Origin of the sequence: Gordonia sp. UBA7860 (assembly GCF_002500165.1) — a bacterium.
GTDB lineage: Bacteria > Actinomycetota > Actinomycetes > Mycobacteriales > Mycobacteriaceae > Gordonia > Gordonia sputi.
Genome location: NZ_DLSO01000192.1, coordinates 895 through 11,993 on the forward strand (window position 1 = coordinate 895; position 11,099 = coordinate 11,993).

Annotated in this window: 10 protein-coding genes; 7 read left to right on the forward strand and 3 right to left on the reverse strand. The window is 67.2% G+C overall.

Features of this window, described 5'->3' with window-relative positions; genetic code table 11:
- Positions 1-569: 569 nt before the first annotated feature.
- Both B3T59_RS22755 and B3T59_RS22760 read right to left on the reverse strand, forming a co-directional pair.
- A complete protein-coding gene (locus B3T59_RS22755) occupies positions 570-1,460 on the reverse strand; it encodes an exodeoxyribonuclease III (protein ID WP_039855905.1) in 891 nt (296 codons plus the stop codon).
- A 43-nt stretch (positions 1,461-1,503) separates the two neighbouring features.
- The gene (locus B3T59_RS22760; RefSeq protein WP_005206605.1) at positions 1,504-2,907 is read right to left on the reverse strand and encodes a carboxylesterase family protein; all 1,404 of its coding nucleotides are present in this window, start codon (positions 2,905-2,907) and stop codon (positions 1,504-1,506) included.
- Positions 2,908-3,010: 103 nt separating this feature from the next.
- Between B3T59_RS22760 and B3T59_RS22765 the strand changes: the two genes are divergently transcribed.
- The 7 genes from B3T59_RS22765 (at position 3,011) to B3T59_RS22795 (ending at position 10,236) form a co-directional block, all read left to right on the forward strand.
- Positions 3,011-4,684 carry a sigma-54-dependent Fis family transcriptional regulator gene (locus B3T59_RS22765; RefSeq protein WP_064864178.1) on the forward strand — a complete coding sequence of 558 codons (1,674 nt, stop codon included), beginning with the start codon at positions 3,011-3,013 and terminating at the stop codon, positions 4,682-4,684.
- A 55-nt stretch (positions 4,685-4,739) separates the two neighbouring features.
- The gene (locus B3T59_RS22770; RefSeq protein WP_064864180.1) at positions 4,740-5,387 is read left to right on the forward strand and encodes a TetR/AcrR family transcriptional regulator; all 648 of its coding nucleotides are present in this window, start codon (positions 4,740-4,742) and stop codon (positions 5,385-5,387) included.
- A 260-nt stretch (positions 5,388-5,647) separates the two neighbouring features.
- Complete coding sequence (locus B3T59_RS22775) at positions 5,648-7,144, forward strand: aldehyde dehydrogenase family protein (protein WP_064864181.1); 1,497 nt, start codon at positions 5,648-5,650, stop codon at positions 7,142-7,144.
- Between the two features lie 43 nt (positions 7,145-7,187).
- A complete protein-coding gene (locus B3T59_RS22780; RefSeq protein WP_005206609.1) occupies positions 7,188-8,300 on the forward strand; it encodes an NDMA-dependent alcohol dehydrogenase in 1,113 nt (370 codons plus the stop codon).
- 134 nt (positions 8,301-8,434) lie between these two features.
- Positions 8,435-8,599 (forward strand): hypothetical protein, encoded by a 165-nt coding sequence (locus B3T59_RS22785; protein WP_287005215.1) that lies wholly within the window; start codon positions 8,435-8,437, stop codon positions 8,597-8,599.
- 44 nt (positions 8,600-8,643) lie between these two features.
- Positions 8,644-9,441, forward strand: coding sequence for a hypothetical protein (locus B3T59_RS22790; protein ID WP_005206611.1), 798 nt, complete (start codon positions 8,644-8,646; stop codon positions 9,439-9,441).
- Between the two features lie 18 nt (positions 9,442-9,459).
- Positions 9,460-10,236 carry an alpha/beta fold hydrolase gene (locus B3T59_RS22795; protein ID WP_287005216.1) on the forward strand — a complete coding sequence of 259 codons (777 nt, stop codon included), beginning with the start codon at positions 9,460-9,462 and terminating at the stop codon, positions 10,234-10,236.
- 82 nt (positions 10,237-10,318) lie between these two features.
- Here B3T59_RS22795 and B3T59_RS22800 read toward each other — a convergent pair.
- A partial coding sequence (locus tag B3T59_RS22800; protein WP_349681982.1) for an MFS transporter occupies positions 10,319-11,099 on the reverse strand: 781 nt, incomplete at its 5' end.

Consider the following 11,099-nt stretch of genomic DNA (forward strand, 5'->3'; position numbering starts at 1 on the left):
CTCGCGCCCGCTCGACCAGCGTGGCTGCTGTTTCGCAGTCGGGCCCGGCCCGCCGATCGAGCCTGTCGAGATCACCCGCCGCGCGCAGTGGTCTCGACTCGGGTGCTCGCTGCGCTCGCGCCCGCTCGACCAGCGGGGGCTGCTGTTTCGCAGTCGGGCCCGCCCCGCCGATCGAGCCCCACCCCGCTGATCGAGCCTGTCGAGATCACCCGCCGCGCGCAGTGGTCTCGACCTGGGTGCTCGCTGCGCTCGCGCCCGCTCGACCAGCGGGGCGCCCGGCCGCTGGTCGGGGCCCGCGCGACACCTTGCCCGACGCCCGCCAGACCGCCAACTCCGCAGCGCGCGTACACAACTCGGTCGTCAGCGCGACGCCGAGACAATAATCTCCTCGGCGCCCCGCTGACGTCACGATTGTGTACGCACCCCGGCTCGAGCCAGACCTTGCGACCCGCATGCACGGCAGCATCACGGCCGGGCTAGATGTGTGTCGAACCGAAGGATCTGTGTGCTGCAGCACCCACATCTTTCGATACGACACACATTTGGCGTTATGGGTGGGCCCCGGGCGCCTACTTCGCTTGCGGCAGGCGGGCGGTGGCGCCCTTGCGGGCGGGGTTCGACGGCGGGGGCACCATCGGGCCGATGTCGCCGTCGGGAGCGGTGTCGAGGTCGACGACGACGGGGGCGTGATCGCTGGGTTTGGTGCCCTTGCGGGCGGCGCGGTCGACCCACGCGGCCTTCGCCCGGGCGGCCACGTCGGCGCCGGCGAGGATCAGGTCGATCCGCATGCCGAGGTCCTTGTGGAACATGCCCGCCCGATAGTCCCAGTAGCTGAACACCCGCTCGTCGGGCCAGCGGTCGCGCACGACGTCGTGCAGGCCGAGTCCCTCGATGTCCTCGAGCGCCGACCGTTCGGCCACCGTCACGTGCGTGTGGCCGGCGAAGGCAGCGGGGTCGTAGACGTCAGCGTTGGCGGGCGCGATGTTCATGTCGCCGCACAGCATCGTGTTCGACGGCGCGTCGACGCTCGTCCCGGCCGCGACGACCTCGCGCAACCGCTCCAGCCACGACAGCTTGTAGTGGTAGTGATCCGAGTCGGGTTCGCGGCCGTTGGGTACGTACAGCGAGTAGATGCGCACTCCCCCGCACACCGCCGACACCGCGCGGGCCTCCGGCGCCGACGCGGGGTCAGGGAAGCCGGGCGCACCGTCGAAGTTGGCGACGACGTCGTCGAGTCCGACCTTCGACAAGATCGCGACCCCGTTCCACTGCCCCTGGCCCACATGCGCGAATTGGTAACCGCGCTCGGCGAATTCGGGGCCGAGGACGGTGTCGAACACGTCGTTGGAAAGCTTGGTCTCCTGCAGGCAGACCACGTCGGGTGAGCGTTCGTCGAGCCACGGCAGCAATCGCGGGATACGTTGTTTGACTGAGTTCACGTTCCAGGTCGCCACGCGCATGCACACCACGCTAGTCAGGTCGTGGTGCCCAGACGCCGCCGACCTACGCCGACGCCCGCCGATACCGCAGCACCGATCGCGCGTCGTCGGGTTGACGCTCGCCGAGATCCTCACCACGGATGAAGCGACCCCAGATGGCGCGCAGTACCCGCCCGGCCTCCTCGACCTGCGGCCACGTCGCACCCTCGAGCAACTGCGCACCCGCCCACTGTTCCTCGACGCCGAAGAGCAGCGGCAGATCGACGCAGTGCGCGGCTCCGAGCGCGTTTCCCGGTGCGTGCCAATGCAACCGATAGTCGACGACGCTGCCGCCCGCCGCCGCGTGCTTGCGTGCAAAGTCGGCGGTCGGGGCGGTGTAGACCTTGCGCGTGATCAGCGAGGTGGCGATTCGTCGAATCGGTCTGCCCAACACCGGGAAGTGCGACGCCGTCTCGGCGATCGGGACGCCAGGGACGAAGAACTCGATCTCGTCGCGGGTGCAGCCGACGAGCAGGTCGATGTCTGGAGCCGACGCCGCCCACGCATCCTCGACGTCTGGCTCCGCAGGGAGCGGTTCCATCCCGTACTGCACGCCGAACGGCATCGCCCCCGTCAGCCCGTACCGCGGTCCGTCGACGATCAGTTTCTGCTGTGTCGAGAGAATGGCGCCGATCGGCGTCTCGGCGTCGAACTCGCTTGTGCGCGCAAATATGTCGCGGACCATGTCGCTGCGGTTCCAGCGGATGCCGAAGGGTGCGCTCTGCAGGATCGCCCGCCGGAAGCGCCGGGCGGCACGCGGCACGGTCATCAGGTGCGCCACTGCGTCGGCGCCTGCCGATTGCCCGGCGCAGGTGACCTGATCGGGGTCGCCGCCGAACGCCGCGATGTTCTCGTGCACCCATTCCAGCGCTGCGATGAGGTCGAGCAGCCCCAGATTGGCCGGACGCTCCTGCGAGCCGTCGCCGAGGAACCCGAGCACACCGAGCCGGTAGGTGACTGCCACGACGATCACGTTGTGCTCGGACACCAGCGCGGTCGGATCGTGGTGCGGCTCGTCTCCTGCGCCGAGCACATACGATCCGCCGTGCACCCACACCATCACCGGCAGCGGGGCGTCGAACTCCCGCGTCGGCCGCGTGATGGTCAACCGCTGGCAGTCCTCGTCGGCGACCATGCTAGTCGCCGGACCGCCGAGCATCATCGTCACCAGCGGACTCGACACCTGCGGGCACGCGGCCGCGGGGGCGTCACTGCGGTGCGGAACCGTCCGCGGCGCGACCGGCTCCGGCGCCGCAAACCGATCGGCACGGGCGTACGGGATGGCCCGCGCGCGAACGACCGGACCGTCAACGGTGCCGACGACCCGACCACAGGGCGGGTCGAAGGTTGCAATATCGGTGGACTCGACGTCATCAGTTGATTCGACGTCGTCTGTGAATTGGACGCCGTCAGGTGCCGGAGTTGCCATTCCCCCACCGTAGTGAACAGTTCGGCCGCGGACGGGTCAGTGTGCGCATCCGGCACCGAGCCGGGCACCCAACCTTTCCTTCGCGGCGATTCTGTGCGATGTTGTGACCATCGACACATCGTTCGCCTCATCGGTGAGTGCGCCGCAACGCGCAGTGATCGCGCAGTCGTGGCGCCGCTCCGCGCTGTCCGGCGTACAACCCGACAGCCCGCTACCCGAACTCGTCGACGACGCCTCACGCTCGGATGTCCTCCTCGACGCCGCGCGCCCTGTCCTCGACGACGCCGCCGCACGGCTCGCAGACACCGGCACCTCACTGCTGCTCGTCGACCACGAGTGCCGGATGGTCTCCCGCGTCTGCCTCGGCACCACCGTCGACCGCGCACTCGACAGAGTCGGCGCGACACCCGGCGTCGACCTCGGCGAAGAGACCGTCGGCACCACGGCTCTTGGCACGCCCGCGGAGATACGTCGAGGGTTGGCCGTCAACGGGCGCGAGCACTACCTGGAGCAGTTCAAGTCGCTCAGCTGTTTCGGCGCGCCCATCATCCATCCGGCCACCCGTCGCCTCGCAGGCATCCTGTGCATGACGGAGATCGCCGATCGCATGAACCCCCTGTCGGTGCCCCTCGTGACCGGCATCGTCGGCGACATCGCCGACCGTCTCCTCGACCGCTCGCGCGCACAGCAGCGTCGGGTTCTCGACGCATTCCAGCGCGCGGCACCCCGTCGCGACGTCGCGGTCGCAGCCATCAGCGAAGACCTACAGCTCACCAATTCGCGTGCAGCAGAACTGCTCTCGCCGACAGACATCGCCGCATTGCGTGCAATCGCCGCCGACCCTGCCCTCCGGGAGACGACCCTGCAACTGGTCCTTGCGTCCGGAGTCGGCGTCGAGGTGCTCGCCACGCCTGTCGTGGGCGCCCGCGGGGCGGCGCTGTTCGGTCTGCGGCCCAGCACATCGCCCGCGCGGACGATGGTCTGCACCGACATACCGTCGACGCGGCAGGCCACCATCGCGATCACCGGAGAGCCCGGAACCGGACGCAGCACCAAGGCCCGCGCGATGGCAGGACCCGACGCCACGACCGTCGACGTCGCCGAGCTGTTGATCACCGGCGATCAGCCGGACATCGGCACCCTGATCGGCGATTCACGACGTCGCTCGCGTGCGCTGATCGTCGACGGCGTCGACCTGCTCGACGACAGGTCGCTCACCATCCTGGCGGCCGCGTGCCGCACGGCCGACAAGGCAGCGCCGCTCGTCCTGGTCGCCGGACCGCCGGACCAGGCGCGAACCACCGTCGCGGCACTGACGGCCAGGTGCGCCACGCGTCTCGATGTCCCCGCGCTGCGCAACCGCACCTCCGAACTGGCCGACATCGTCGACGAGATACTCGGCGACATCACCTCGGGCTCTGCACTCGATTCACACGCGGCATCTGGTTCACCCCCGGTGCATTCGGTCAGCGCGCCGACGCTCGAGGCCCTCGTCTGTCAGGAGTGGCCCGGGAATCTCGTCGAACTGTCCTCGGTGTTGGCGCAGGCCGTACGCTCGTGCGATGCCCGTGGCGCGCGTGCGATCGAACCCGCCGATCTGCCTGCCGACCATCGCACGACGAGCCGGGCCGCCCACCTCTCCGGACGCGAACAAGCCGAGCGCGCAGCCATCCTGGAAGCACTCGACCGACACACCGGCAACAAGGTGCATGCCGCCCGTGACCTGGGCATCAGCCGCACCACCCTCTACGCGCGCATCCGCGCATTGGGGATCTGACAGCACCTTCGCGCTCGGATGAACCCGAACTTATCGATCGATAGTTAGGGCCCTCATGACGGCGTCAACCGCGGGAGCCGAAGCCGGCACGACGCCGCCTGCTTGGCGCCGCGTCGACCCACCGGAGTTGTCGCCGATCCTTCAGGCAGCGCTCGAGGCGTTCTACGACAACGGATTTCATGGCACCTCTGTGCGGCAGATCGCCGCGAAGGTCGGTGTCACGGTCCCCGCCCTCTACTACCACCACAAGAGCAAAGAGGGCATCCTGCTGGCTCTTCTGGAGTACTCGACCGGCGACGTGCTCGCGCGCGCCTACGCCGCCAGGGCTGCTGCAGCGGGCGACCCGGTGACCGAGTTGGCGAACGTCATCGAATCGATCGTCCTGGTCATGACGAGTCGGGTCCGACTGGCGGCCGTCGAAGGCGAGATCCGGTATGCGGGCCCCGAGAACCGGTTGCGGTATCGCGTGTTTCGCAAGGGGATCGAAGATCTGGTCCTCGACATCGTGCAGACCGGAACAACCAAAGGCGTCATGCACGTCAGCGATGTCGCCGAAACCACAAGAGCGGTACTCGCCATGTGCCAATCGATCCCGCGGTGGTTTCACGACGACGGACCGTTGACCCCACAGATGGTGGCGGAGAAGTACGTCGACATCTCGCTGCACACAGTGGGCACCCTGCCGCGGACTCCACTCGGATAGCCGAGTCAGCTCACCGATCTGCTGCCGCGCGATGTGGGTTGAGTGCGGCGCACAACCCGACCACGCAGACGCAGCGCTGATTGTCGCGTCCCGGTAACGACCGACCACCCGCGGATCACCCCACCGCGGCAGTGGTCAATGCGTGTTCATCGCAGTGTTCAGTTTCTGGACACTTCGTCCCATGCGAGCAGTGGCAGAACTATAGACAGATCCGCATCTATGACGCAGATCACGATCTGCACGCTCGAGCAGGAGGACGCATGACCGCTGTAGCACCCGAACTGGCAACCAAGGTCCGGGATTTCATCTCGACCGATCGACCGATGCTGATCGGAGGTGAGTGGGTCACCGCCGCATCCGGTGAGACCTTCGAAACCATCGATCCCGCCAACGGACGCACGCTGACATCGGTCGCCCGCGGCGACGCCACCGACATCGACCGCGCCGTCCGCGCCGCGCGCAAGGCATTCGACGACGGCCCGTGGTCGCGCATGAAGCCCAACGAGCGCGAGCGTCTGCTCTGGCGCGTCGGCGACATCCTCAACGAGCGCGCCGAGGAGTTCGGTCAGCTCGAAGCCCTCGACAACGGCAAGGCCGCCACCATCGCGACCGCCGTCGACACCGCATGGTCGGCTGACATCTTCCGCTACAACGCCGGTCTGGCCACCAAGATCACCGGCAGCACCGTCGACGTCTCGATGCCGTTCGTCCCGGGTGGCGAGTTCCACGCCTACACGTTGCGTGAGCCCGTCGGTGTCTGCGGCTTGATCGTCCCGTGGAATTTCCCGCTCCTGATGGCGTCGTTCAAGCTGGCCCCGGCCCTCGCGGCGGGCAACACCGTGATTCTCAAGCCGGCCGAGCAGACCCCGCTGACGGCTCTGCTGCTCGGCGAAGTGTTCACCGAAGCGGGCTTCCCGCCCGGCGTCGTCAACATCGTCACCGGCTTCGGCGACGCAGGCGCCGCACTCGCCGCGCACGACGACGTCGACAAGATCGCCTTCACCGGTTCCACCGAGGTGGGCAAGAAGATCGTCGAGGCGTCGAAGGGCAACCTCAAGAAGGTCTCACTCGAACTCGGCGGCAAGAGCCCCAACATCGTCTTCGCCGACGCCGACTTCGAGCAGGCCGTCGCCGGTTCGGTCGCAGCGTGGATGTTCAACCACGGCCAGTGCTGCGTCGCCGGAACACGGCTGTTCGTCGAACGACCCATCTTCGACGATTTCACCGCCGCTGTCGCAGAAGCGGCGTCGAAGGCCAAGATCGGGCCGGGCCTCGATCCGACGACCGAACTCGGACCGCTTGTCAGCCAGGAGCAATTCGACCGCGTCTCGGGCTACCTTGCGGCGGGCCTAGCCGACGGCGCTCGCGCACTGACCGGCGGAAAGCGTTGGGGCGACGAGGGTTTCTTCATCGAGCCGACAGTGTTCGTCGACGTCGAGCCCGACTTCTCCATCGTTCGTGAGGAGATCTTCGGTCCCGTCGTCGCGGCGTTGCCGTTCGACGCCGACACGGGAGTCGCTGCGGCAGCCAATGATTCGATCTACGGGCTCGCCGCGGGCATCTGGACCACCGACGTGTCGAAGGCGCACAAGACCGCTCGTCAGATCAAGGCGGGTTCGGTGTGGGTCAACCAGTACAACGGCTTCGACACCGCGATGCCCTTCGGCGGCTATAAGCAATCGGGCTGGGGACGCGAGCTGGGCCAGTCGGCCATCGAGCTCTACACCCAGACCAAGGCCGTCAACGTCGCGCTCTGATTCGACACTCTGATCTAGCCCTGATCTGCAAGGAGATACAACCGTGAAAACCAAAGCCGCCGTACTGCTCGACGCGGGCAAGCCGTTCGAGATCATGGAGCTCGACCTCGACGGCCCGAAGGAAGGCGAGGTGCTGATCAAGTACACCGCCGCGGGCCTGTGCCACTCCGATCTGCACCTCACCGATGGTGACCTGCCACCGCGCTATCCGATGGTCGGCGGCCACGAGGGGTCGGGCATCATCGAGGAGATCGGGCCGGGCGTCACCAAGGTCAAGCCGGGCGATCACGTGGTCTGCTCGTTCGTACCGAGTTGCGGCACGTGCCGCTACTGCTCAACGGGCCGACAGTCGTTGTGCGACATGGGCGCAACCATTCTCGAGGGCATGCTGCCCGACGGCACGTTCCGCTTCCACGGCGGCGGCCAGGACTTCGGCGGCATGTGCATGCTGGGGACGTTCAGCGAGCGCGCGACGATCAGCGAGCACTCCGTAGTCAAGGTCGACGACTGGCTGCCGCTGGACAAGGCCGTCCTCGTCGGCTGCGGTGTGCCTACCGGGTGGGGTTCGGCGGTCTACGCCGGCAACGTCCGCGCGGGCGACATCGTGGTCATCTACGGCATCGGCGGCATCGGCATCAACGCGGTGCAGGGCGCTGTACACGCCGGAGCCAAGTACGTCATCGTCGTCGACCCGGTCGCGTTCAAACGTGACACCGCAGTGAAGTTCGGTGCCACACACGCTTTCGCATCTGCGGCCGAAGCTCAGGAGAAGATCACCGAACTGTCCTGGGGACAGGGTGCAGATGCCGCGATCGTCACCGTCGGCACCGTCGACGAAGACGTGGTCTCCGCGGCGATCGGGTCCATCGGCAAGGGCGGCCAGGTCGTGATCGTAGGACTCTCGAGTCCCGCGAAGTTCACGGTGCACTGGCCCGGCATCGACCTCACCCTCAACGAGAAGACCATCAAGGGCTCACTGTTCGGTTCGGCCAATCCGCAGTACGACATCATCCGTCTGCTCCGCCTCTACGACGCCGGTCAGCTCAAGCTCGACGAACTGGTCACCCAGACCTACACGCTCGAGCAGGTCAACGAGGGCTACCAAGATCTGCGCGACGGTAAGAACATCCGTGGCGTGATCATCCACGACGACTGATCGCCCCTCGGTGTCACGGCTCGCCCACTCCGTGACACCGTCGCCTACCCGGCCCGGCCGCGACGGACACCCCGACGCGGCCGGGCCGTTCCATTCGAGGCGCCGATTCGGCGCGCTGCCGATAGCCTGCTGAGGTGAATGAGCCATCGGCCTCGTCAGCTACCGCGAATCCCGCTCCGAAGGCGACGCTGAATCTGCGTCGTATCGGGGTGATGAGTTGGTGCGTACTCGGCATCGTTGCCCTCGTAGTCGTCGCTGCGCTTAGTGATGTGGGCACTCCCGCGGCCGACGGAACCTGAGACAGCTGCCGGAAATTCGCAGCTCGACCAACTATTCTCACCGCATGCAGGCGGTCACACCCACCACGCGTGCCGCGATCCGAGCCGAAGTAACGCATATCGTGCGGCATCCCGGCGATCTCCTGTTGTCCGTGGCGTCGAGCGCAGCGATCGTGCTGTTTCTCTGGTACGTGGTTCCCCGCTCGTGGTTCTTCACCTTCACCGGTCCGGAGGGCCTCCCGTACGCGCTTGCGGGATGGATGTACACCGATGCGTTCGTCACCAATGTGCTGACCAGCGACCCCGAACGAGCTCTCGCAGCTATCGACGATCCCGCCGAGCTCACCGCACTGCTGCGCGCGAAGGTCGTGGCGGTCTGGTTGATCATCGGCCCGCTGTGCACCGTCATCGCGGTGGCAATCGCGATGACGCAACACACGCACTGGCGGTTCGCCATCGAGGTCATACTCGCGGTCGCGGTGGTGCCGTTCGGCGCGCTCGCGGTGAGCGGCCTGGTCGGCGTCACGTTTCCCTACCACCAGCGCTCTCTCCGATGGCGCTGGCAGAACAGGCGGCGTTTCCGTCAGGTGATCGTCCGCTGGGGGCTGTTGATCGCCATGCCGAACCTGATCTTCCCGCTCGCCTTCGCCCTGATCGTCGTCGCGCCGGTAGCCATCTGGAAGCTCACGAACCGCCAGGGATGGGACACCGCACAGACCGACACCGAGTTCGCGCTGTGCGCGATGCTGGCTGTACTGGTCACCGCAGCGATCTGGTACGGCGCCCATCGGTTCGGTGTCTGGTGGGTGAGCAGGCACCGGGATCGTCTCCGCGAGTATCTCCTGGACGTCGAACGGGGCTGATTTTGGTTGAATGGTGGTATGGCCCACGTCACATCTGAAGACGGCACACCCATCGCGTACGACACGATTGGCACCGGCCCTGTGGTCGTCGTGGTCAACGGTGCGATGTCGAAAGCGTCCGACGCCGCGCCCCTCGCGCAGGCACTCGCCGACGCGGGCTTCACAGGCGTCGTCTTCGATCGACGCGCCCGTGGATACAGCGGCGACACCCGGCCGTACTCGCCGGATCGCGAGGCCGAGGATCTGGCCGCCGTCATCTCCGCAACCGGCGGCACGGCCGCTGTGCTCGGGCACTCATCGGGCGCGATCCTCGCACTGTTCGCCGCGTCGCGGGGCGTACCGATCGACCACCTCTTCCTCTCGGAACCTCCGTTTCGCTTCGGCGAGGACGACCCCGCAACCGACCTCCCCGACAGGCTCCAACAGATGGTCGACGACGGCCAGCGCGCCGACGCCGTGACCACGTTCCAACTCGAAGGCGTCGGCCTCCCACCTGCGATCGTCGAGCAGATCCGGAACAGTCCGATGTTCGACGGCCTGCTGGCAATCGCCCAGTCGGTGGTCTACGACGCGACGATCGCGCGGGACTTCTCGCAACCGACCCCCCAGATGCTCACCGTCGCGATGCCGGTCACGATCCTCCTCGGCTCCGACACCTTCCCGCTCCTCGAAGCTGCCGCGCCTCGCCTGGCCGAAGCGATCACCGGGGCCGAACTCGTGCGCGTTCCCGAATCCGCGGGACACCGCCCCGACCCTGCCGCCACCGCCCGCGTCATCGCCGAGCGGAACGGCTGACACGAGATCGACCGGGCGCCCCAGCATGCCGACTGGGCGCTCGAGAGCGCCGACTGGGCGCTCGAGACCATCGACCGGGCGCCTACGCCGACGCCCTCGCTACCTCGACGCTCCGACGCCGCGGCAGGATGAGCCACGCCGCGACGCTCCCGACCACCAGCAGGACCGCGCCGAGCAGGAACCCCGCCTGAAACCCCTCGCGCGGCACCGCGTACCCGCTGGCGGCGGCCACCAAGACCGCCAATCCGATGGTGCCGCCGAGTTGCCGCGAACTGTTCACCACGCCCGAGGCCACGCCGACGTCGTCGGGCGACACCCCTTCGGTTGCCACCGCTCCGATCAGCACCATCGAACCGCCGATCCCGACAGCCGTGACGGCCGACGGCAGCAGGATTCCGAGCCAGAAATCGAAGTGCGCCGGCATCGTCGCGAACAGCCCGAGGCCAATAGCGGCAACCACTCCCAAGACAACGATCGCCATTCGCGCTCCGATGCGCGCAGAAAGTCGTTGTGCCACCGCTATTCCGACGACGACGAAGAGACAGAACGGCAGAAAGAGCACTCCCGTCACCGCACTCTCGACACCCCACACGGTTTGGATGTAGAGCGAGCAGAAGTAGAAGGCGGCAAGTTGTCCTGCCGCGATCATGAATCCGAACACGTTGGCGCCCAGCACACTTCGCTCCCGCATGAGGCTCGGCGGCATCAACGGATGCGACACCGATCGCTCGATCACCGCGAAGATCCCCAACAGCACTGCGGCGGTGACGAATCCGCCGACTGCCTGCCACGATCCCCACCCGTGATCGCCTCCCGCGCTGACGGCATACACAAGGGCAGCCACGCCGAGCGTCACGGCGACC

Coding starts and splice junctions, on each gene's coding strand:
- B3T59_RS22755 (WP_039855905.1), bottom strand. CDS start 1,460: ATGCGCGTGGCGACCTGGAACGTGAACTCAGTCAAACAACGTATCCCG.
- B3T59_RS22760 (WP_005206605.1), bottom strand. CDS start 2,907: ATGGCAACTCCGGCACCTGACGGCGTCCAATTCACAGACGACGTCGAA.
- B3T59_RS22770 (WP_064864180.1), top strand. CDS start 4,740: ATGACGGCGTCAACCGCGGGAGCCGAAGCCGGCACGACGCCGCCTGCT.
- B3T59_RS22775 (WP_064864181.1), top strand. CDS start 5,648: ATGACCGCTGTAGCACCCGAACTGGCAACCAAGGTCCGGGATTTCATC.
- B3T59_RS22790 (WP_005206611.1), top strand. CDS start 8,644: ATGCAGGCGGTCACACCCACCACGCGTGCCGCGATCCGAGCCGAAGTA.
- B3T59_RS22795 (WP_287005216.1), top strand. CDS start 9,460: ATGGCCCACGTCACATCTGAAGACGGCACACCCATCGCGTACGACACG.